The organism is Dysgonomonas sp. 37-18 (genome assembly GCF_001899125.1).
GTDB lineage: Bacteria > Bacteroidota > Bacteroidia > Bacteroidales > Dysgonomonadaceae > Dysgonomonas.
This window is the reverse complement of sequence record NZ_MKVC01000030.1, coordinates 77,074-97,388: the sequence shown is the minus strand read 5'-3', so window position 1 is coordinate 97,388 and position 20,315 is coordinate 77,074. Positions and strand designations below refer to the sequence as shown.

At 38.3% G+C, this 20,315-nt stretch carries 23 protein-coding genes; 6 read left to right on the top strand and 17 right to left on the bottom strand.

Going from position 1 to position 20,315, the window contains the following annotated elements:
• Positions 1-43 precede the first annotated feature (43 nt).
• The 7 genes from BGO84_RS11305 to atpD are packed head-to-tail and all read right to left on the bottom strand — an operon-like array spanning position 44 to position 4,699.
• Complete coding sequence (locus tag BGO84_RS11305) at positions 44-598, bottom strand: F0F1 ATP synthase subunit delta (RefSeq protein ID WP_006842282.1); 555 nt, start codon at positions 596-598, stop codon at positions 44-46.
• A gap of 9 nt (positions 599-607) precedes the next feature.
• Positions 608-1,108, bottom strand: a complete 501-nt coding sequence (gene atpF / locus BGO84_RS11300) for a F0F1 ATP synthase subunit B (protein ID WP_006842281.1) — start codon at positions 1,106-1,108, stop codon at positions 608-610.
• Between the two features lie 14 nt (positions 1,109-1,122).
• Complete coding sequence (atpE, locus tag BGO84_RS11295; RefSeq protein WP_006842280.1) at positions 1,123-1,374, bottom strand: ATP synthase F0 subunit C; 252 nt, start codon at positions 1,372-1,374, stop codon at positions 1,123-1,125.
• Between the two features lie 45 nt (positions 1,375-1,419).
• Positions 1,420-2,520, bottom strand: a complete 1,101-nt coding sequence (gene atpB / locus BGO84_RS11290) for a F0F1 ATP synthase subunit A (protein ID WP_291029285.1) — start codon at positions 2,518-2,520, stop codon at positions 1,420-1,422.
• A 1-nt stretch (position 2,521) separates the two neighbouring features.
• Positions 2,522-2,920: a hypothetical protein gene (locus tag BGO84_RS11285; protein ID WP_291029284.1), complete on the bottom strand. Its 399-nt coding sequence runs from the start codon at positions 2,918-2,920 to the stop codon at positions 2,522-2,524.
• A gap of 4 nt (positions 2,921-2,924) precedes the next feature.
• Positions 2,925-3,173 (bottom strand): ATP synthase F1 subunit epsilon, encoded by a 249-nt coding sequence (atpC, locus tag BGO84_RS11280; protein WP_006842277.1) that lies wholly within the window; start codon positions 3,171-3,173, stop codon positions 2,925-2,927.
• 11 nt (positions 3,174-3,184) lie between these two features.
• Entirely contained in the window at positions 3,185-4,699 is a 1,515-nt protein-coding gene (gene atpD, locus BGO84_RS11275; protein WP_283686788.1) for a F0F1 ATP synthase subunit beta, read from the bottom strand.
• A gap of 567 nt (positions 4,700-5,266) precedes the next feature.
• Between atpD and BGO84_RS11270 the strand changes: the two genes are divergently transcribed.
• Positions 5,267-6,460 carry a saccharopine dehydrogenase family protein gene (locus BGO84_RS11270; protein WP_291029282.1) on the top strand — a complete coding sequence of 398 codons (1,194 nt, stop codon included), beginning with the start codon at positions 5,267-5,269 and terminating at the stop codon, positions 6,458-6,460.
• Positions 6,461-6,555: 95 nt separating this feature from the next.
• Here BGO84_RS11270 and BGO84_RS11265 read toward each other — a convergent pair whose 3' ends face one another.
• Genes BGO84_RS11265 through BGO84_RS11255 form a run of 3 tightly spaced genes read right to left on the bottom strand, consistent with a single transcriptional unit; the run spans position 6,556 to position 9,033 of the window.
• Positions 6,556-7,329: a TatD family hydrolase gene (locus BGO84_RS11265; RefSeq protein ID WP_291029280.1), complete on the bottom strand. Its 774-nt coding sequence runs from the start codon at positions 7,327-7,329 to the stop codon at positions 6,556-6,558.
• On the bottom strand, positions 7,316-8,038 hold the full coding sequence (locus BGO84_RS11260) for a hypothetical protein (protein ID WP_291029279.1): 723 nt from the start codon (positions 8,036-8,038) through the stop codon (positions 7,316-7,318). Before BGO84_RS11260 ends, BGO84_RS11265 begins: the two co-directional genes overlap by 14 nt.
• 17 nt (positions 8,039-8,055) lie before the next feature.
• Entirely contained in the window at positions 8,056-9,033 is a 978-nt protein-coding gene (locus tag BGO84_RS11255) for a polyprenyl synthetase family protein (RefSeq protein WP_291029277.1), read from the bottom strand.
• A gap of 178 nt (positions 9,034-9,211) precedes the next feature.
• Here BGO84_RS11255 and BGO84_RS11250 point away from each other — a divergent pair, with 178 nt between their 5' ends.
• On the top strand, positions 9,212-10,204 hold the full coding sequence (locus BGO84_RS11250; protein WP_252639192.1) for a glycoside hydrolase family 43 protein: 993 nt from the start codon (positions 9,212-9,214) through the stop codon (positions 10,202-10,204).
• Positions 10,205-10,220: 16 nt separating this feature from the next.
• A complete protein-coding gene (locus BGO84_RS11245) occupies positions 10,221-11,366 on the top strand; it encodes an aldose epimerase family protein (RefSeq protein WP_291029275.1) in 1,146 nt (381 codons plus the stop codon).
• Between the two features lie 97 nt (positions 11,367-11,463).
• On the opposite strand, the gene BGO84_RS11240 is transcribed toward BGO84_RS11245, so the two are convergent.
• The 3 genes from BGO84_RS11240 to gdhA form a co-directional block, all read right to left on the bottom strand.
• On the bottom strand, positions 11,464-12,006 hold the full coding sequence (locus tag BGO84_RS11240) for a hypothetical protein (RefSeq protein ID WP_291029273.1): 543 nt from the start codon (positions 12,004-12,006) through the stop codon (positions 11,464-11,466).
• Positions 12,007-12,019: 13 nt separating this feature from the next.
• Complete coding sequence (mtgA, locus tag BGO84_RS11235) at positions 12,020-12,751, bottom strand: monofunctional biosynthetic peptidoglycan transglycosylase (protein WP_291029271.1); 732 nt, start codon at positions 12,749-12,751, stop codon at positions 12,020-12,022.
• 259 nt (positions 12,752-13,010) lie between these two features.
• Positions 13,011-14,348 carry an NADP-specific glutamate dehydrogenase gene (gene gdhA, locus BGO84_RS11230; protein ID WP_291029269.1) on the bottom strand — a complete coding sequence of 446 codons (1,338 nt, stop codon included), beginning with the start codon at positions 14,346-14,348 and terminating at the stop codon, positions 13,011-13,013.
• 186 nt (positions 14,349-14,534) lie between these two features.
• Between gdhA and epsC the strand changes: the two genes are divergently transcribed.
• The 3 genes from epsC (at position 14,535) to BGO84_RS11215 (ending at position 17,396) form a co-directional block, all read left to right on the top strand.
• The gene (gene epsC / locus BGO84_RS11225; protein WP_135103682.1) at positions 14,535-15,353 is read left to right on the top strand and encodes a serine O-acetyltransferase EpsC; all 819 of its coding nucleotides are present in this window, start codon (positions 14,535-14,537) and stop codon (positions 15,351-15,353) included.
• 24 nt (positions 15,354-15,377) lie between these two features.
• Positions 15,378-16,859 carry a TlpA disulfide reductase family protein gene (locus BGO84_RS11220; RefSeq protein ID WP_291029268.1) on the top strand — a complete coding sequence of 494 codons (1,482 nt, stop codon included), beginning with the start codon at positions 15,378-15,380 and terminating at the stop codon, positions 16,857-16,859.
• 84 nt (positions 16,860-16,943) lie between these two features.
• The gene (locus BGO84_RS11215) at positions 16,944-17,396 is read left to right on the top strand and encodes a hypothetical protein (RefSeq protein WP_135103681.1); all 453 of its coding nucleotides are present in this window, start codon (positions 16,944-16,946) and stop codon (positions 17,394-17,396) included.
• Positions 17,397-17,402: 6 nt separating this feature from the next.
• On the opposite strand, the gene BGO84_RS11210 is transcribed toward BGO84_RS11215, so the two are convergent.
• The 4 genes from BGO84_RS11210 to BGO84_RS11195 all read right to left on the bottom strand — a co-directional run bounded on the left by BGO84_RS11210 (position 17,403) and on the right by BGO84_RS11195 (position 20,185).
• Complete coding sequence (locus tag BGO84_RS11210; RefSeq protein ID WP_291029266.1) at positions 17,403-18,116, bottom strand: histidine phosphatase family protein; 714 nt, start codon at positions 18,114-18,116, stop codon at positions 17,403-17,405.
• A 6-nt stretch (positions 18,117-18,122) separates the two neighbouring features.
• Positions 18,123-18,530, bottom strand: a complete 408-nt coding sequence (locus BGO84_RS11205; protein ID WP_291029264.1) for an acyl-CoA thioesterase — start codon at positions 18,528-18,530, stop codon at positions 18,123-18,125.
• Between the two features lie 26 nt (positions 18,531-18,556).
• Complete coding sequence (locus BGO84_RS11200; RefSeq protein WP_291029262.1) at positions 18,557-18,976, bottom strand: acyl-CoA thioesterase; 420 nt, start codon at positions 18,974-18,976, stop codon at positions 18,557-18,559.
• A gap of 66 nt (positions 18,977-19,042) precedes the next feature.
• Positions 19,043-20,185: a ChaN family lipoprotein gene (locus tag BGO84_RS11195; protein WP_291029261.1), complete on the bottom strand. Its 1,143-nt coding sequence runs from the start codon at positions 20,183-20,185 to the stop codon at positions 19,043-19,045.
• Positions 20,186-20,315 lie beyond the last annotated feature (130 nt).

Here is a 20,315-nt window from a genome sequence, read left to right as displayed (position 1 = left end):
AAGCTATACGTGGATAGCTCTTTTCAAATAGGTAGAGTATCTATTATCCAATCTTACTGTTTTCGGCGACAAACTTTTGCTTGATACGCTTCAACTGACTTTTTACGCTGGCATCTAACCTGTATGTGTCGATATACAGAATAAAGCCCCCTTCGATATCCGGATCTACACTTGTTTCAAAATCAAGCGTCCCCGGTTTAATCTTCTGTAGTAAGCTTTTCATCTTCTGTTTTGTAGCATCATCCACAGGGGTAGCAGTAACAAGCTTCCCGGTATTGATGTGCTTGGCTTCACAATACAAATCGATGTAACTGAGCGCAATATTTCGAAGATACATTTCACGTCTTTTTTTCACTACCAACTCGGCAAAACGAATATACTCGTTACTCGGTTTTGCGCCCACAGCAGCCTTTACCAGCGCAAGCTTATCTTCGGCATTCAACGTAGGATTATCCATTGCCATACGCAAACGGGGTTCGCGGACAAATGACGATGCTACCTTTTTCATTTCGGCAAACAATACATCCTCCGCTTTCTGATCCACTGCATATAACAACAGAGCTTTAGCATATCGCTTAGAAATCATCCCTTCATTCATAACAGTTGATTAAGATTTAGATACCATAGCTTCATCCACTAGGCGATCAATCATTGACATTTGTTCTTTAGGGTCTTTCAAAGTATCTCGAAGAACTTTTTCGGCAACATCCACAGATAGTTCAGCTACCTGACGACGAATGTCGCGTATAGCCTGATCTTTTTCCATTTGGATCTGCTTTCTTATTTCTTCCATTTCCTTTGCCCCGGCTATCTTGGCTTGTTCACGTGCTTCGTTTATAATACGATCGCGTGTATCAGCCGCCTCTTTCAAGATCTTCACCTGTTCTGCCTTAGCTGATGAAAGTATCTCATCACTTTTTTCTTTTATCGAAGCCAATTGCTCATTGGCTTTCTGGGCTGCATCCAACGAATCTTGTATATAGTTTTTGCGCTCTTCCACCATTTTGGTTATCACAGGGAAACCAAATTTGGCCAGAACAAAGAAAACTACTATAAAAGATAGGAGCATCCAAAAAAGAAGGCCGGATTCAGGTAATAGTAAATTCATATCTATTTACTAATTTATAGAATAAATCCGCAAACTACAACAGCAAACAAAGCTACCCCTTCTACTAGAGCTGCGGCGATAATCATAGATGTACGAATATCTCCTGCTGCATCCGGCTGACGGGCTATCCCTTCCATAGCAGAACTACCGATTTTACCAATACCGATACCTGCTCCGATTACAGCTAATCCTGCACCCAGTGCAGCACCAAAACCTGTTAAGCTTGTTGCAGCTTCTGCTGCTTGTAATAAAGTTGATAGTAACATAATTCTTTAGTTTAAAATTATTTAATTGTTAATTTACTTTTAATATTAATGTTTTTCTGCATGATGATGTGGCTCTATCTGTGCCAACCCGATAAATACGGCCGACAGCATAGTAAATACATAAGCCTGAATATATGCGACTAATATTTCTACCAGACTGATAAATATAGTCAGCAATACAGAGACAACAGTCATCGAACTATTGATCACCGCTCCTAGATTTGCCGTAACAAATATCAAGCAGGTAAGACCGAGTACAATCGAGTGTCCTGCAAGGATATTAGCAAAGAGACGGATCATTAATGCAAAAGGCTTGGTAAATACCCCCACCAGTTCTATTGCAGGCATGATAGGTATCGGCACCTTGAGCCAGGTAGGCACATCGGGCCAAAATACTTCTTTCCAGTATTCTTTCGATCCGAAAAGGTTTACTGTGAAGAATGTAAATACGGCAAGCACCAAAGTGACTGCAATGTTACCTGTCACGTTTGCACCTCCCGGAAAGAGGGGTATCAATCCCAATAGGTTGTTGAACAAGATGAAGAAGAAAACAGTAAGCAGATAGGGAGAAAACTTCCTGTAATTTTTTCCTACACACGGCTTAATGATATCGTCCTGCACACTCATTATAAACATCTCCATAAATCCTACAAAACCTTTCGGAGCTTTCTTCTCTCCCGTCTTGGCTTGTCTTCTGTACCATTTGGATACGCTAAGGACTATGATTATAAGAAGTGTAGAACTGATTATCAAACTGGTTGCATTCTTGGTCAACGAAATATCCCAAGGACGTATTTCTTCACCCGAAGCATTTTTTTCTACAATCTTACCTCTGTATTTACCTTCTTGTGCAATATAAAAACCTTCGTATGCCTCATGCCCATGATGGAACTTAGATGACATAAAAACATGCCAGCCTGAAGTCTCTCCTTTCACGATGATTGGCAACGGTATGGAAATATGTGTATCGCCAAATGAAGTTAGATGCCACTCGTATGCATCAGCAAGGTGATCGAGAATAAGTTCTTTAACATTCAATTCTTTTTCGGGCTGAGCCTCATGTGCGTTTTCTGCTGCCAGAGGTTGAAAGCCCATTACAGTAAGTAAAAGAACTGAAGTTAAAATGTATTTTAAATAGTGTTTCATACTATTGTTGTTTTTTCTTTAACCGTTTTTCTATCCTTAGAAACAAACATGCCTCGAAGGCCAGAAAAAGAAGATAGAAAATCATAAAAATAAGGACGAAGCTTTTAATATTTTCTTTTATTACCACGGCATAGGTTGCGATGAAGATAAGCGAAGCGAACACTTTAACTACTTTAGTCAGCATGTATACATTCAGCATCTGCCTTTGTGTAGCTTTCCGGCTCGATGAGTCTGCATACAAGACAACCAATGATTCCAGTATTATAAAGAAAGCCAGAATACCTTCGTACCATTTGGGATAAAACTCAGGAAACTGATAGTTGAGCAAAGCCTGTATAAGAGCTCCTGTAACAATCCCAAACAAGGCAATAGAAAGAATTAATTTTACTTTTACATCCATCCCTTTAAGATACACAGATTGTCACAACCCCATTATTCACTTCCACCATGCCACCGCCTACTTCGAGAGATTTTTCCACACCGTTTTCGGTATAGGTAATAACCCCCTTTTGCAAGGCCGAGATCAAAGGAGCATGGTCGGGATAAACCCCGAAGCTGCCTTGAATCCCCGGAATTACAACCGAAGCAACCATTCCGGAGAATAGCTTAGCCTCAGGTGAAATAATATTTAGTTGAAGTTCTGATTTTTTCATATGTAAATTCTTTATCCTGCAACTTGCGCAAGAATCTTCTCGCCTTTAGCCATTGCATCTTCTATTGTACCCACGTTCAAGAAAGCTTGTTCAGGAAGGTGATCAACTTCACCGTCCAGAATTCTTTGGAAGCCCTTGATTGTATCCTGAATATCAACAATTACCCCCGGAACACCTGTAAATTGTTCTGCAACATTAAACGGTTGAGACAAAAATCGTTGAATACGTCTCGCACGGTTTACAGTCTGCTTGTCGGTATCCGAAAGCTCTTCCATCCCGAGAATTGCAATAATATCCTGAAGCTCTTTATTACGCTGCAATATTTGCTTTACGCGTTGAGCTGTATCGTAATGTTCCTGACCTACAACGTTAGGGTCTAAGCTTCGAGAACTGGAACCTAAAGGGTCTACCGCCGGATAAATACCCATTTCGGTAATCTTACGATCGAGCACCGTTGTGGCATCCAAGTGAGAGAATGTTGTTGCCGGAGCCGGGTCTGTTAAGTCGTCGGCAGGCACATACACGGCTTGCACCGAAGTGATGGATCCGTTTTGTGTAGAAGTAATACGTTCCTGCATGGCACCCATCTCTGTTGCCAATGTAGGTTGATACCCTACGGCAGACGGCATACGTCCCAACAAGGCCGACACCTCAGATCCTGCCTGAGTAAAACGGAATATATTATCGATAAAGAATAAGATATCTTTAGGACCTTCAGCTTTCGAGTCACGGAAAGACTCGGCTATAGTCAACCCCGAAAGGGCTACATCGGCACGGGCTCCCGGCGGTTCGTTCATCTGACCGAAAACAAGCGAGATCTGTGACTTCTGAAGTTCATCGTAGTCAACTTTCGACAAATCCCAGTTACCTTCTTCCATGCTTTTCTTGAACTCTTCTCCATAGCGGATAACGTTTGATTCTATCATTTCCCTCAGCAGGTCGTTACCTTCACGGGTACGCTCTCCTACTCCGGCAAATACAGAATATCCATTATGTTTTTTTGCAATATTGTTGATAAGTTCCATAATCAATACAGTCTTACCCACACCGGCTCCGCCAAATAGACCCACCTTACCTCCTTTTGCGTATGGAGCTAATAAGTCCACTACTTTGATTCCGGTGAATAACACCTCGCGCGTTGTTTGCAGTTCTTCAAACTTAGGCGGTTCTCTATGGATAGGCGCACCACCTTGATTGCTCAAAGGCTTCATACCGTCAATAGAGTTACCTACAACGTTCATCAGACGTCCTTTTACATGGTCACCGATAGGCATTCGAATGGGTGATCCCAGAGGAATCGCTTCAAGCCCACGGCTTAATCCGTCTGTACTGTCCATAGCTACGGCACGCACTGTGTCTTCGCCTATGTGTTGCTTTACTTCGAGAATCAAAGAGCGACCATCAGGTCTTTTAACTTCAAGGGCATCATTGATCTGCGGCAGGTTTAGGGATGGATTGGCTGTATCAAAAAATACATCCACCACCGGCCCGATAACCTGGGATATGTGCCCGACTAATTGTGACATAAGCTTTTGTATTTATTATTGTTTATTTCTAATTTCTTTTGCTTCAACAAATAAAGCCTTATTAACTAAATAAGGTAAGAAGAACTATAATCCTATAATCCTATAAATATTTCAAAAACCTCCTTATCTACAGGGATTTTGTGTGAATTAATAAAAGCTTGAGGTATCTATGCGAAATCAATATGGTACCAGACCCCTCTATCAATTGCCGAAGACAAATATAAGCAATATTAATATTTAATAGTATTTTTGTTGGCAGATTTTATAAGTAAACTTATTTTTTTTAAACCTAATTTAACCATAAATAATAAAGTCTTGAACAAATGCCAGCGATAGATGCAGGGCATTGAGACAATAGAGCCAAGAGACCATGATATTCAGTATGGTTTTAGAACAAAGAAAGAGTTTATAGATATTCTTAACAGAAATATTGACATTTATAAAGAAGAATATGATCGTTTTCAAGAAAAGAAATATCCTAATGATTATTTTTAGAATATCTTTGACCTTTGAAATAGACAAATTACAGGTTGTACAAAATAATTATCAATAAATAAAAATAGAGACATGGGAAAAGTATTAATTATCGGAGCCGGAGGAGTCGGAACCGTAGTTGCACATAAGGTCGCACAAAACAAGGATGTGTTTACCGAAATAATGCTTGCCAGCCGTACAAAATCGAAATGTGATGCTATTGCTGCGGCCATAGGCGGCAACAAGATACAAACAGCACAGGTAGATGCTGACAACGTGGAAGATCTGAAAAGACTATTCAATTCCTTTAAGCCTGAACTTGTGATCAATGTGGCATTACCTTATCAGGATCTTACCATTATGGACGCATGTCTGGCGTGTGGGGTAAACTATCTTGATACTGCTAATTACGAGCCGAAGGAGGAAGCTAAATTCGAATATAAATGGCAATGGGCATATCAGGATAAATTTAAAGAAGCCGGACTTACAGCAATATTAGGTTGTGGTTTTGATCCCGGTGTAACAAGTGTATTTACTGCTTATGCAGCTAAACATCATTTCGATGAAATACATTATCTTGACATTGTAGACTGTAATGCCGGAGATCATGGAAAAGCTTTTGCGACAAACTTCAACCCGGAAATCAATATTCGCGAAGTAACCCAAAAAGGCAAATACTGGGAAAACGGAGAATGGGTAGAAACTGAGCCACACGAAATACACAAGCCATTGAATTATCCTGAAATTGGGCCAAAAGAATCGTATGTTATCTATCATGAGGAACTGGAATCTCTGGTAAAGAATTACCCTACCCTCAAAAGAGCTCGCTTTTGGATGACATTCGGACAAGAGTATCTTACTCACCTTCGTGTAATTCAAAATATCGGTATGTCACGTATCGACCCTATTATTTACAATGGTGTTGAGATTGTCCCAATCCAATTCCTGAAAGCCGTACTGCCTGATCCGGGCGAACTTGGAGAAAACTATAAAGGACAAACTTCTATCGGATGCCGCATAAAAGGAATCAAAGATGGAAAAGAACGTACCTACTATGTGTACAACAACTGTTCGCACGAAGATGCTTACAAGGAAACAGGCACACAGGGCGTAAGCTATACCACAGGAGTTCCGGCTACCATAGGTGGTATCATGTTTATGAAAGGTCTGTGGCGCAAACCAGGTGTATTCAATGTTGAAGAATTTAATCCCGATCCGTTTATGGAGCAACTAAACAAACAAGGTTTGCCTTGGCACGAATTGTTTGATATAGATTTGGAAATGTAATAACAACGATATTAAATTTACAGCCCTACAAAGATTAATTTCTCGGTAGGGCTGTTTTACTTTACACCAAAAGGTTGACTTATATCAAGAGGTAATTATTTAAGAGCAAAAAGCTTCTCAGCATTTTCTGTTGTTATTTGTCCAACCTCTTCGGCTGGCAAGCCATATATTTCGGCTAGCTTAGTTACAACATTCAATGTATAAGAAGACTCATTCCTTTTTCCTCTGTAAGGAACGGGAGCCAAATAAGGTGAATCTGTTTCAATGATTATAGTTGACAAGTCCGTTTCTTTAAGAACGGTTGGCAATGTAGAGTTCTTAAATGTGACAACACCGTTGATACCTAACATAAAATTCCTCAACGAAAGAATCCCGTCAAGCTCTTCTACCGTTCCTCCAAAACTATGAAATACTCCTCTTAAGTGCTGTTCGCCGACATTCTTAATGCAGGATATACATTCGGCTATTGCATCCCTTGAATGTATCGCTACAGGCAAATCATATTCGATACTCCAACGCAGCTGTTCTTCAAAAACCAGCCTCTGTTGCTCCTCAAAGGTTTTATCCCAATAAAGATCAATCCCGATTTCTCCTATTGCAATATATGTGCGTTTAGAAAGCTCTTTTCGCATAATATCTAACTCCTCTTTCCAGTTTTCACCTACACTGGTAGGATGCAACCCCATCATTGGTATACAGTAGCCTGCATATCGATCAGAGATACTGTGTAAGCGATCTATAGAAGAAGCATCGATGTTAGGTAGCAATATTTTCTCTACTCCGGCTTGCTTTGCCCGTTTAATAACATCATCTATATCGTTGTCAAATTCTTCAGAATAAATATGTGAGTGCGTATCAATAATTCTCATTTCGATCTTTCTGGTTCTCAAATTTTTCTTTTTCTTCTTTTCTCAAATAATATACAACTCCGTACTCCTTACACCTCTCCAAGCGTTCTTTTGGCGGCAAACCGGCAAAGGCTTTCTCTATCTGGTTCCACACCAAAGTCAAAGTAGCGTCTATATCTTCGCGTTGCTGACTTAAGCTTTCCAGCTGGCGGGAGGTTGTATTTTGATATGTTTTTTGTGCAAAATATGCATCTTTAAATAACGAAAATGCTACGTTCACCCGGGCAATTGTAGGATTGTAGATCGGCGTTCCTCCTTGTGAGATACGTGTCTGCTCACCTTTTATTATATTTTCACCCCAAAAGAGTAGCGAATCGTTGCTGATAAGATCGGGCACAGTAAAATCGCTCGGATCAATCCCGTATAGTTGTTTCACTTCTTTTTTTATCTCATTGCGGATAACACTGAAGTTGAAAACTTGTATAAAATGTGATATATACAATCTTGCATTTTTTACTAATCGTTGAAATTTGCGATTAGCGGTAGCCTGTACTTCGAGGCTATCACGATATCTCACCTGAGCTGTTTCAAAGTTGCGTAGTAAATGTTGTAGTTTGTAAATATCCAGAGTAATTACATTCTGACTAAAAAATGTATTGCTCTTTTCTATTGCCGTTTTCAAAGCCCTTATCCGAGCATTATCAGTATTGGGTAAGCGTCTGTAAGGCATAGTTGTAATATTTTGTGTTATGAAATTCTTGTCATAAGGCTTTCTGCTAATTTATAAAGCTCTTTTTTCCGTGAGGCATCTATACTTACTTTGTCCAGACATGTCACCGCCTGTTTATAGTAATCATTTATTAGATCTTCTGACTTCTGTTTCAAATTCAGTTTATTATATATGGCTGTCACAGCTTTTATTTTCTCCGCAGCATCATAATTCTCTTTATTAACCCAGCTAATCAGATCATCTTTCACTTCTTCGCTCAATAGAGCATTGATAAACAAGAAGGTTTTCTTATTGCAAAGGATATCTCCTCCTATCTTCTTTCCAAAGTTGGAGCTATCTCCGTAAACATCAAGCAGGTCGTCCATAAGCTGAAACCCGAGTCCTACATGAATGCCATAATTATATAAATTTTCAGCATCCTTAGCCGAGGCTCCGGCAACGATAGCACCTTCCTTTAGTGAGCAAGCCAAGAGCACGGCAGTCTTCAAACGTATCATCTCCAAATATTCAGCGATAGTTACATCCATACGTTGTTCAAATTCCATATCGTATTGCTGTCCGCAACATATTTCGGTTGCAGTAGTAGAAAATAAATCTAAAACAGGCTTTAAATATTGGGAGTCTATCTTTGCTATCTCTTTATATGCCTCTATCAACATGGCATCGCCTGATAATACAGCAGTATTGTCATTCCATTTGATGTGCACCGTTGGATTTCCTCTGCGCATATCAGCTCTATCCATCAAATCATCGTGAAGCAATGTAAAATTGTGAAATATCTCTATACCCAGAGCAATTGGGATTACACGTTCCACATCTTCCTTATACAGGTTATAAGACATCAGGGCTAATGCCGGACGAACACGCTTCCCTCCTAAAGAAAGGATATAAGATATTGGCTCGAAAAGAGACTTAGGAGCAGAACCGTATTCTATCTTTTTTATCTCTGTATTTACTATACTCAATATCTCATCAAAAGTATATAAAGAAGCCATGATTTCGTCTGGATTTTAGAGGTTGGACACCGTGATTTTTCGTGCGATAAATTTTGCTTATCTTGATCTCAACAAAGATAACTTTTTAGCTACAAAAATCAAAATATTATAAAAACTGAATCTATCTAATCAAAAAAGTCCTATTTTTATGGTTCGGTAATAAAAAATGTATTATTAAATGAAAAACAATTATTTACTTATTTTTGCATGTCTCTCTATCATGCAGGCTTGTACGCCCAAGCAAGCCAACCCTGAACAAAAAGTCACTGCAGGAAACCCAATTGTCGAAGGATGGTATGCCGACCCTGAAGGCATAATCTTTGATGACAAATATTGGGTATACCCGACTTATTCTGCACCATATGACGAGCAAGTCTTTATGGATGCCTTTTCATCGCCAGACCTCGTAAACTGGACTAAACACGAACGGATAATCGACACTGCATCTGTTAAATGGGTTAAACGAGCCATGTGGGCTCCGGCAATTCTCAAAAAAGACAACAAGTATTTTCTTTTCTTTGGAGGGAATGATATACAAAGTGATAACGAGTACGGCGGCATTGGTGTAGCCGTTGCCGACAAACCGGAAGGGCCATTCAAGGACTACCTTGGCAAACCTCTGATCGACAAGTTCTATAATGGAGCACAACCTATCGATCAGTTTGTGTTTAAGGATAAAGATGGTAGCTACTATATCTATTATGGTGGCTGGAAACATTGTAATGTAGCCAAATTGAATGATGACTTCACAGGCTTAGTTCCATTCGAAGATGGAACAATCTATAAAGAAGTAACACCCGAAAACTATGTAGAAGGCCCATTTATGTTTATACATAACAATAAATACTACTTTATGTGGTCGGAAGGCGGATGGACAGGCCCTGACTATAGCGTGGCTTACGCCATCGCAGACAGTCCGTTCGGCCCATTCAAACGCATAGGCAAGATTCTACAGCAAGATCCGAAAGTGGCTACAGGAGCAGGACACCACTCTGTGATACATGAACCGAAATCGGACAAATGGTATATCGTATATCATCGTCGCCCTCTTACGGAGACAGACGGAAACCACAGAGTTACCTGTATCGATGAAATGCAGTTTGACGAAAACGGATATATAAAACCTGTTGTTATCACCAACGAAGGAGTAAAAGCAAATCCTCTTAAATAATAATTAAATCTAAGTTATGAAGAAAACGTGTTTAGCTGTATTAACAGTATTACTGTTGGCTGTTAGTTGTACAGAAAAAGCTCCCGTAAGCAAATTGACTGAGTCGGGACTCGACAAAAAGAATTTTGAAACAGAAGTAAATGGGAAAAAAGTAGGCCTGTTTGTCTTGAAAAACACAAACGGAATGGAAGTATGTGTCACCAATTACGGAGGACGCATTGTTTCTGTGCTTGTGCCGGACAAGGATGGCAATAAGAAAGATGTTGTAATCGGCTTCGACTCTATACAAGATTATATTAATGTACCCGGAAATAATTACGGAGCGGCAATAGGTCGCTACGGAAACAGAATCGGAAACGGAACATTCGAGCTTGACGGTGTAAAGTACGACCTGCCTAAAAACAACTTTGGTCACACGTTACATGGCGGCGACAAAGGTTTTCATACTGTAGTATTCGATGCCAATCAAATAGATGATAAAACAATCGAACTGACTTATCTTTCGAAAGATGGAGAAGAAGGTTTTCCGGGAAACTTAAAGACCAAAATCACTTATACATTGAAAGATGACAACGCTATTGACATCAAGTACGAAGCTGAAACAGATAAACCAACAGTGGTAAATCTGACAAACCATACATATTTCAATATGGATGGAGATCCGGATTCAAAAAATACGGATTGGTTACTCATGCTGGATGCTGACAAATATACTCCGGTAGACTCTACATTTATGACTACAGGCGAGATACTTCCTGTAGAAGGAACAGATATGGATTTCCGCACACCTACTACTATTGGAGCAAGAATAGACAATTATGACTTTGTACAGTTGAAAAACGGAAAAGGGTATGACCACAACTGGGTATTAAATACAGGTGGAGACATCAATAAAGTAGCAGCCACACTAGAATCACCTAAAACAGGAATAGTATTGGAAACATATACTACCGAACCGGGGCTGCAATTCTATGCGGGCAACTTTATGGATGGTAAAGACAAAGGTAAAAAAGGCAAAGCAAATCAATACCGTGCTGCTGTTTGTCTAGAAACTCAAAAATATCCTGATACACCGAACAAAAAAGACTGGCCTTCGGCAACTCTACGCCCGGGTGAGAAATATACAAGTGAAACAATCTATAAATTCTCTGTAAAGAAATAAGAGATTGAGCTTAAAGAACAAGAAAAGAGAAAGATTGAATCTTTCTCTTTTTTTATATTAATCAGCTCATTGCTGTTGATATACAATTAATTTCTCATCAATATTTTGTAGGCGTATAGTCGATGAGCTTCTCGAGCCTCTTTATATATACATGCAAGAAGTATAGCGGTATTAATCCGAACACACAAAAAGAGCAGTCGATTAATCTCCACCAAAGAGGAAGCCCTCGTATTGCGCCGCAAATTAAAGCTAAGGGAATAACTCCTGCACAAGCTATCATTGCAAAATATACAATCCAAATATTTCGTACAGGTCTGACGTAAAGACCAATAAAGGCCACAGCTATAACAAGGTGAGAGAATGCCAGCCAGTCTGTACCATAAGAAAGAAACGGGTAATTATGATTTGTGTCAATCACGCCATTCGTTACTGTAGCAATCCATCCTGTAAATCCGGTATACACATCAGGAGAGACATCCAAAGATATACCAAGTAGACCGCATATAATTTTCAGTTCCGTCTCTATCGGAAATGCTGTTATCCCCCAAAAGAACAAAGCAAATATATAGAAGAGAACTAATACCCTAATTTTTAGGATCAATTTCTTCTCTTGTATCTGTATAGCTTCGTTTACTTTCATAGGGCAGGGTTCTTTACTTCTTATTTTTCTTGACGCTTTTTTTTACTTCTTTCTTCTCCTCTTTGTCAAATTCTACAGGCTTTACTTTCCACATCAAATCTAATATTTTAGCCTGACGCCTTTGTATATAAGCAGATGGTTTTGCCGAATTAAATCGGATAGGGTTAGGAAGCGTTGCCGCTATCAGCGCAGATTCTCCTGCGGTAAGAGCTTTTGCCGATTTCTTGAAATTCACCTGAGCGACAGCCTCAGCACCATATATATTTTTACCCATCTCGATAGAATTGAGATAGACCTCCATAATACGTTCTTTTCCCCAGATATGTTCTATAAGTAATGTGTAATATACTTCCAGTCCTTTGCGAATATATGAATGACCCGACCAAAGGAAAACATTCTTCGCTGTTTGCTGGCTGATTGTACTTGCACCCCTCTGTCGTTTTCCTTTTTCAGCCTCATTCAGAGCCTTTTCTATCTGATCGAAATCGAATCCTGAATGGTCGAGGAATAAGTTATCTTCGGAAGCTACTACGGCAAGTGGCAGGTAACCTGAAATCTTATCTATCGAAACCCATTTGTGATGGCAAACGACAGCTTCTCCTGAGAATAATTGCCCCATATTGTTCCATACCATCAACGGAGTATAGTATACAGGAACAAATTTGAATAAAACGACTTGAAATATACTGAACAGAAAAAGAAATATTACAATTCTTTTAGCCCATTTCAACAGTTTCTTTACCATATACGAAATTTAGTATAAACGCCTCACTTTGAACCGCAAAGTAAGTAAAAATTCAATAATTAAGGAAGTAATTAAGAATATATTTTTTATGTAGTTCGGGCTTACAGTAAGAAGTGAGACAGATAAATATCGGCAGTTTAATTCCGAACGATATCAAAAACCTTTCAGGATAATACAGTTTCCAACTACAAATTAAAAAGCCTCTTAAATTACATGAATTTAAAAGGCTTTTCAAACGATTGATTTACAAAATCAGTTATTATACAACTCCTTGTGCTATCATTGCCCGGGCTACTTTCATAAATCCGGCAACGTTGGCTCCTTTCACATAATTAATATATTCACCGTTGTCTTTTCCAAATTTGAGACATTGTCCATGTATATTTTTCATAATACCATGCAAACGTTGGTCAACCTCCTCGGCACCCCATTGTATATGCATTGCATTCTGACTCATTTCTAAACCCGATGTAGCAACGCCGCCTGCATTCACAGCCTTACCCGGAGCAAAGAGCGTATGCTGCTCGATGAAAAAGTCTACAGCTTCTGCCGTACAGCCCATATTAGACACTTCGGCTACACATGTTACCCCATTAGCTATCAAAGCCTGAGCATCCTGAAGATTCAGCTCATTTTGTATAGCGCAAGGTAAAGCAATGTCCACTTTTTCACTCCAAGGTTTTTTGCCTACATGGAATACTGCATTCGGAAATTTTTCCGCATAAGGTGCTACAATGTCATTACCCGAGTCGCGCAACTCAAGCATATATTCTATCTTTTCACCACTCACTCCGTCTGCATCATATATATAACCGTCAGGCCCGGAGATAGTCACCACTTTTGCACCCAGCTCAGTAGCTTTGAGTGTTGCCCCCCACGCCACATTGCCAAAACCCGAAACAGCAACAGTCTTACCTTTAATATCTATATTTTTTGCTTTAAGCATTTCATTCACAAAATAAAGAGCGCCAAATCCTGTTGCCTCAGGACGTACCAATGAACCTCCGTATTCTAATCCTTTTCCGGTAAAAGTACCGGTATTTTCACGTGCCAGCTTTTTGTACATACCATACATATAGCCTATCTCGCGAGTACCCACACCTATATCTCCGGCAGGAACATCTGTATCAGGGCCAATATTGCGCCAAAGCTCAAGGATAAAAGCCTGACAGAAACGCATAATTTCGGCATTTGACTTTCCTCTCGGACTAAAGTCTGATCCTCCCTTACCTCCACCCATCGGCAAAGTAGTAAGTGCATTCTTAAACGTCTGCTCAAACCCTAAGAATTTGAGTGAAGAAAGATTTACCGAAGCGTGAAATCTTAAACCTCCTTTATAAGGGCCAATTGCATTATTGAATTGTACCCGATAGCCAATATTCACCTGAATATCGCCACGGTCGTCTACCCAAGGCACCTTAAATGTGAATATGCGGTCTGGCTCTACCAGACGTTCTATAATCCGGTTCTTTTCAAATTCGGGGTGTTGGTTATAAACATCTTCGATGGATACAAGCACCTCTTTTACTGCTTGCAAGAATTCGGATTCTCCTGGATGTCTTGCCTCTAAAGATGATAAAATGTCATTAATATTCATAATATAAAGGATTATGTCGGTTATTTTACTATACAAAAATATAAATAAAGAAGCTATTTATATCAATTTATTTTAAAAAAATTCATCTATAATAGCATGATTTATAACATATAATAATTTAACATTATCAAATTTCCAGAGATATTGTTTTAATTCTTATTTTTGTTTTCCACAACACTGAAAATCATGACTAATATTTACGAAATAGCGAATAAATTAAGAGCAGAATCAAAACATTTACCAATTAACAGAATAGAACTGGAAGATGCTTTGAACACATTGATACACCGTGTACTATTCCCAATTTGCGATCAGGAGAAATCGAGAGAGAAAAAGCTGTATTACTTTTACTCCATTATGGTGGAGAATATTTCGGCTTTGCTGGATAGGGCTCAAGCAGAAGAAACAGTCGGAAAATTCATTTCTCATCTGCCGGAACTACAGGATCAACTATATGACGAAGCGGAAGTATATTACAAAAACGATCCGGCTGCAAAATCGATAGAAGAGGTAATCTTAACTTATCCCGGTTTTTTTGCACAGGTAGTTTACCGTATATCGCATGAGTTCTACAAGATGAAAACGCCGATTATCCCTCGCCTATTTTCTGAATATGCACACTCGAAAGTGGGGATAGACATCAACCCGGGAGCTGAGATAGGAAAAGCTTTTTATATAGACCATGGCACAGGGATCGTTATCGGCGAAACAACTATCATCGGCGATAATGTAAAAATATATCAAGGCGTTACTCTCGGAGCTTTATTTGTAACCAAAGGATTAGCGAACGAAAAAAGACACCCGACTATCGAAAACAATGTGGTTATATATGCAGGAGCTACAATTTTGGGAGGCAATACCGTTGTAGGGCACGACTCTACAATCGGAGGTAACGCATGGCTGACAAAGAGTGTGGTACCATATTCATTAGTACAGCAAAATGCAGAAATCAGGATACACAATACCCTAAAAACAGGTGAACATTTTCTAGATTTTAATATATAGTTCAAAGTAGCCAATATTAGCACAATGAAAAAGCTTATTGTTTTAGTTGCTTTTTTGGTTTTATACGCTTGTATGATTCATGCACAGCTCCCCATCCCTGAATTTAAATACGGGGTAGGAACTCTTTCAGGAAAGATACTCGGAAATATACCAAAAGAACAAAAAACTGAAACACTTAATATCCGAATAAATAGAATAGGCTTCGACAATATTGGCTCTGAAATACCAATTGACAACGAAGGGGCATTTAGTTTTAATATACCCATATTTACAGTTAGCCTCTGCGTTATAGAATCTCCTATTTACAGTGGGCTTATATATCTGTTACCAAATGAAAATACAAAGCTTAATATTTCTTTTGATAATAATGGCGAAAAGTACGTCAGTATAGAAAACAGCCTAAGTCCTCCGTTTAATTATATGAACATGGGAGACAAGCTACTGGAAATATGTATGAATAAAGATTTTGGTGTAGATGTAAATGATTACAATATTACCCCTAACGAATATGCACAAATTAGTAAGAAAGCATTATCTAACATCCTAAAAAAGCTGGAAGAAAGAAATGACTTATCTGAAAACTTGAAGCTTATTATGGGCTGTGAGTTAAAAGCTCTTTTTTCTAATTTTTATATTTTAAACTACTCTCAAACAATAAAGAATAAATATAAGTTACATGAAGGCGAGAGTAATTACACGCCAACCGAGCCTGATATTTCGTATTATTCTATATTGAAAGACTTAAAGTTGAACAACCCATATTATCTATATTCACCTTCTTATCAAATATTAATCCAGAACTTACTAAATATCAACAACATTGGAATACCGCCTATCGATATGTACTCTCTTGATGTGTGGAAAGATAAAACAGACTCGATTGTAAAATATATTATTGATGATGATCATTCTTTTTTTGACAAGATGTTAATTCTAAATGCATATACAAAGCAATTGAATGAGTTAAAACCTCTGAGCGAATCGCAAAAAGAAGATATAAAATCTTATTACAAAGAAGAAGCTTTCTCTGAGATGTTATTTACGGAGAACAGTAAAGTAATAAAACTCATTCAATCCGATAGCTCTTCGAAAGATTTTAAGATTAATGAAACACCCAAAGTTTCAAAAGAACTGTTGATAAGCACAATATTACAAAAATATGAAGGCAAAGTTGTTTTCATTGACTTTTGGGCAACATGGTGTGGTCCATGTTTGAAAAACATGAAACAAATAGAGCCTGTAAAAAAAGAACTAACAGGAAAAGATGTTGTATTTGTATATATAACAAATCATACTTCTGTACGGAAGACTTGGGAAGAAAAAGTTTCGCAAATAGGAGGTGAACATTATTATCTGGACGAAAAAACATGGGATTATCTCAAAAATGATTTACAATTAATAGGAGTTCCTACCTATCTCATTTATGATAAATCAGGAGCACTGAAACATAAGAGTAACTCGATGGAGCCGAACAAAATGAGAAAGTGGATAAATGAATTATTGTAATACATTTTGAAATCCAAAGAAATAGAATAATAGAATATTTTTCGTACTTTCGTATAAAATAACTTTGTAGCTGAAAAAAAGCCAATGGAAGAAGTTCATAAAAGTCCGTCATCACTGATCAAAAGCACTTTTGTAGAGGCAATAGATACCCTATCAAAAGATTATCAAGGCAGCTCACTCACCGATGTATTTATTACTGTAGATAAAGAAAGTGGTGAAGTTGCATTCTATGATGATGAAGAGAACAAAGTCGCTGAAATCGTTATTTTCGACTGGGTAGATAAAGTTGAAGAGTTGAGCGACGATAAGGTTATTTCTATTCTACGAGAAGTTACAGAAGACTTGGATAAAGAAGAAATGTTTTCATCTTTAGATCTATACAAGCCTTTTTCTGTAAATTATGCCGACGACAATCTTGAGGTAATAGAAGAGTTGTTGCTGATAAACGAAGATTCGACAATCAAGTTAGACAACGACCTGATGGAAAAGTTTGATCGTGAATTCGACGACTTTCTTAACAAGTTATTGAATGAGTAGAAGTTTTTACACCTCTACTCCTATCATCAGTTTCCCTTTTTCTACATAACTCATATCAGCCATCGACTCTACTGTAAATTCACCATTCTGATAAGTGACTTTACATACTGCTGCATTATCCAATGGCTTGGTAAATAATCTGTCGCCTCCCAAGCTGAGAAGCATCGCCAATATACTCATTCCGTGCGATATAACAAGGATATTACCATCTCCTTTTCGCATCTCCTTTTCGGCAATCTCTTTCAAACTAGCCTGAGTACGTTGTTCTACCTGAGAAAAATTTTCCGCCATGCCCAGCCTATCAATTTTCTTTATGGCATTCAACACATCTCTGTAATTGATTTTCTTTGCTAATATATCTTTATACATTGCATCTACAGATGTGTAATGCAGATAAAGAGCCGCACTATTCCACATCGTATGATTGAAATCGGCTTCGAAACCACCAAAACACGCCTCACGCAGTCCGGACAGTTCATATACAGGTATATCTTTTTGCCCTTTGGCTTCCAGGATAACCTCTACGGTTTGTCTTGTTCTGCGAAGATCACTACAATATGCGGTTCTAAATACCACATTATTGAGACCATGTCCCAAATAACGGGCTACATCAATCCCCTCATCAGTAAGAGGAGAATCACACCACCCTTGAACTCTATCAAGAGTATTCATCAACGTTTTGCCGTGACGGGCAACATATAATGTTATTTTTGAATTCATTTTTTCTTATTCCCAATTTATATAATCAGCAAAAGCCTTGTCAAACATATCCGGCTTTGCCACTTTACCACTAATCAAACAAACTACCTCTATAACAGCGTCGGCACACAAAGTGTTGTCGCCCACACGGATAATTTGTTGATGAAACAGATACCGAAGACCTTTGCGCATGATCTTAACACTACACACAAATTCTTCCGATCCCCGCAAAGAATTCCTGTAGCTAATATTTACATTACGCACCACAGGTAGTATATTCGCTTCGGTAAGATCACGCAAACGCAGTCCACACTTCTCCATCAACTCGTGACGTGTAGCCTCAAAATAATGCAAATAAATAGCATTATTAACCACACCTTGTGAGTCGCATTCATAGTCGCGAACTTTCATTTTGTTTTCAAACGTGAGTGCCATAAGCGTATCAGCTAATATTGCGTTATCTACTGTACAATATATTTACCCAAAATCTCATCAAAAATTTGAGGCTTTCCTACTTTACCATTCACCATACAGGCAATCTCAAACCGAGCTGTAGAACAAACCTTGTTATCCCTTAAACGAACTATTTTCTGATTGAAAATATATCGTATTCCTTCCCTTTCGATAGAATCAACGGTACAAACAAAGTCGTTGCTACCACGCAAAGAGTGCTTGTAGCGTATATATACACTCACTACTACTGCATCTACACCTTGCTGATGCAGCTCATAAAAATTAAGATTATGCTCTTCCAAAAATTCATGGCGCACAACTTCATAGTAATGTTGGTAATTCGCATTATTGACAATACCTTGTGCATCACATTCATAGTCGCGCACCTTCATTGCCTGTTCGAATAAGGAATCTTTTATATTTGCCATTATTAATCTTATATTTCTCAATACAAAGTTAATATTATTCTCTTGGCATTAAAAATCACGATACTGCTATTTCTCTATTACATCCGAGTATCTTTTCTTAACATCTACATATTCACTTATTTGCTTAATATATTCGTCGACATCTTTTGCCGTACGCCAATCGGGATCGGGCATGTGCTTTTTGATTTCTGCCCAATCTTTATTCTCAAAGTATAAAGAATCTATAGTACAGCCTTGCAAGTTTCTGAATGGACTTATAAATATATAGCCATCAAAGAAATCTTCCATGCGAAAATCATTGTAACACATACTGAAAAAGCTATTATCGGGCAGTTTGCCTAATGGCGTATCCTTCAGATCAAACCCGACAGGCTTATCATTATTCATAGCCATAATGGCTTCAATCGCACCATCTGCAGGAGATACCCAATTAACTTTTGATTTGTCTTTAGCTTGGAAAGGAAAGTGCAACATTATATTAAATATTTTTTGGGGATATTTCCGATAAAGCCTATTTCCGACAAAACCGGTGTCATAATCGCAAAAATTATCGTTATTCATTTTTAGTATCGGTAAATAATACTTCGTAAAAACATGTACCGATCCCATATAGACAAGAGCCTTTTCCTGCTTAGCAATTATTTCTTTTTCTATAATCTTAGTTCTGAAATCATCCGGAGTTCCCAGATAAAACACCTTACTCATATTTTCAGGAGTTCGGGGAAAACTATATTTAGTCCAATCATACTGATAACTGAGATTAACGATCCTGAACTTCTTCTTGTCGGCAGGCAATGTCTTATTAAACTCCCAAACCTTTCTATATATATCTGTATACTCTTTATATGCCCACCCTACATTATAGTAAAACATCATATCCCGGGCAAGTTGCTCATTATACTCCTCTGCATTCATTAAAGAGTCTAATTTGCTTTGCATCTCAAAAGCTCCAAATTCCATACAAAGATTCGTCACTCCGTTTTCATACAGTCGGGGGATTAAATCTTTCACAAAGTCCAAATGGTCTTTGACAGCATGATCTTCGCCAAGCAAAACCAGATCATAACGCTGAAACTTAGAGATAAGATACTGCGAAGGATCCATTCCTTTTTCTTGGATATAATTATATTCTGAATTATATAAGGTCTGGCTCTTCAAGAATGAAGAAAAAAGAACAAAAGCAAAAAGAAAGAGGCATTTGTTTTTCATGACATATACTGAATTAGTTTAAGTAAAACTAATCATTTAACATACACATCATATCTAAGAGGATATAAATAATAATTCTTTATCTTCGCAAACGATTGCAAAAAACAAAGGCTGCTACTTCCGTAACAGC

Excerpts from the sequence above, each read along its gene's own strand:
- BGO84_RS11260 (WP_291029279.1), bottom strand. The coding sequence starts at position 8,038 with ATGCCTTACAGACGCTTACCCAATACTGATAATGCTCGGATAAGGGCT.
- BGO84_RS11270 (WP_291029282.1), top strand. The coding sequence starts at position 5,267 with ATGGGAAAAGTATTAATTATCGGAGCCGGAGGAGTCGGAACCGTAGTT.
- gdhA (WP_291029269.1), bottom strand. The coding sequence starts at position 14,348 with ATGAATATTAATGACATTTTATCATCTTTAGAGGCAAGACATCCAGGA.
- atpD (WP_283686788.1), bottom strand. The coding sequence starts at position 4,699 with ATGTCACAATTAGTCGGGCACATATCCCAGGTTATCGGGCCGGTGGTG.
- BGO84_RS11220 (WP_291029268.1), top strand. The coding sequence starts at position 15,378 with ATGAAAAAGCTTATTGTTTTAGTTGCTTTTTTGGTTTTATACGCTTGT.
- atpF (WP_006842281.1), bottom strand. The coding sequence starts at position 1,108 with ATGAATTTACTATTACCTGAATCCGGCCTTCTTTTTTGGATGCTCCTA.
- BGO84_RS11205 (WP_291029264.1), bottom strand. The coding sequence starts at position 18,530 with ATGGCACTCACGTTTGAAAACAAAATGAAAGTTCGCGACTATGAATGC.
- atpB (WP_291029285.1), bottom strand. The coding sequence starts at position 2,520 with ATGAAACACTATTTAAAATACATTTTAACTTCAGTTCTTTTACTTACT.
- BGO84_RS11285 (WP_291029284.1), bottom strand. The coding sequence starts at position 2,920 with ATGGATGTAAAAGTAAAATTAATTCTTTCTATTGCCTTGTTTGGGATT.
- atpE (WP_006842280.1), bottom strand. The coding sequence starts at position 1,374 with ATGTTACTATCAACTTTATTACAAGCAGCAGAAGCTGCAACAAGCTTA.
- BGO84_RS11215 (WP_135103681.1), top strand. The coding sequence starts at position 16,944 with ATGGAAGAAGTTCATAAAAGTCCGTCATCACTGATCAAAAGCACTTTT.
- epsC (WP_135103682.1), top strand. The coding sequence starts at position 14,535 with ATGACTAATATTTACGAAATAGCGAATAAATTAAGAGCAGAATCAAAA.
- mtgA (WP_291029271.1), bottom strand. The coding sequence starts at position 12,751 with ATGGTAAAGAAACTGTTGAAATGGGCTAAAAGAATTGTAATATTTCTT.
- BGO84_RS11255 (WP_291029277.1), bottom strand. The coding sequence starts at position 9,033 with ATGGCTTCTTTATATACTTTTGATGAGATATTGAGTATAGTAAATACA.
- BGO84_RS11210 (WP_291029266.1), bottom strand. The coding sequence starts at position 18,116 with ATGAATTCAAAAATAACATTATATGTTGCCCGTCACGGCAAAACGTTG.
- BGO84_RS11245 (WP_291029275.1), top strand. The coding sequence starts at position 10,221 with ATGAAGAAAACGTGTTTAGCTGTATTAACAGTATTACTGTTGGCTGTT.
- BGO84_RS11240 (WP_291029273.1), bottom strand. The coding sequence starts at position 12,006 with ATGAAAGTAAACGAAGCTATACAGATACAAGAGAAGAAATTGATCCTA.
- atpC (WP_006842277.1), bottom strand. The coding sequence starts at position 3,173 with ATGAAAAAATCAGAACTTCAACTAAATATTATTTCACCTGAGGCTAAG.
- BGO84_RS11200 (WP_291029262.1), bottom strand. The coding sequence starts at position 18,976 with ATGGCAAATATAAAAGATTCCTTATTCGAACAGGCAATGAAGGTGCGC.
- BGO84_RS11250 (WP_252639192.1), top strand. The coding sequence starts at position 9,212 with ATGAAAAACAATTATTTACTTATTTTTGCATGTCTCTCTATCATGCAG.
- BGO84_RS11265 (WP_291029280.1), bottom strand. The coding sequence starts at position 7,329 with ATGAGAATTATTGATACGCACTCACATATTTATTCTGAAGAATTTGAC.
- BGO84_RS11195 (WP_291029261.1), bottom strand. The coding sequence starts at position 20,185 with ATGAAAAACAAATGCCTCTTTCTTTTTGCTTTTGTTCTTTTTTCTTCA.
- BGO84_RS11305 (WP_006842282.1), bottom strand. The coding sequence starts at position 598 with ATGAATGAAGGGATGATTTCTAAGCGATATGCTAAAGCTCTGTTGTTA.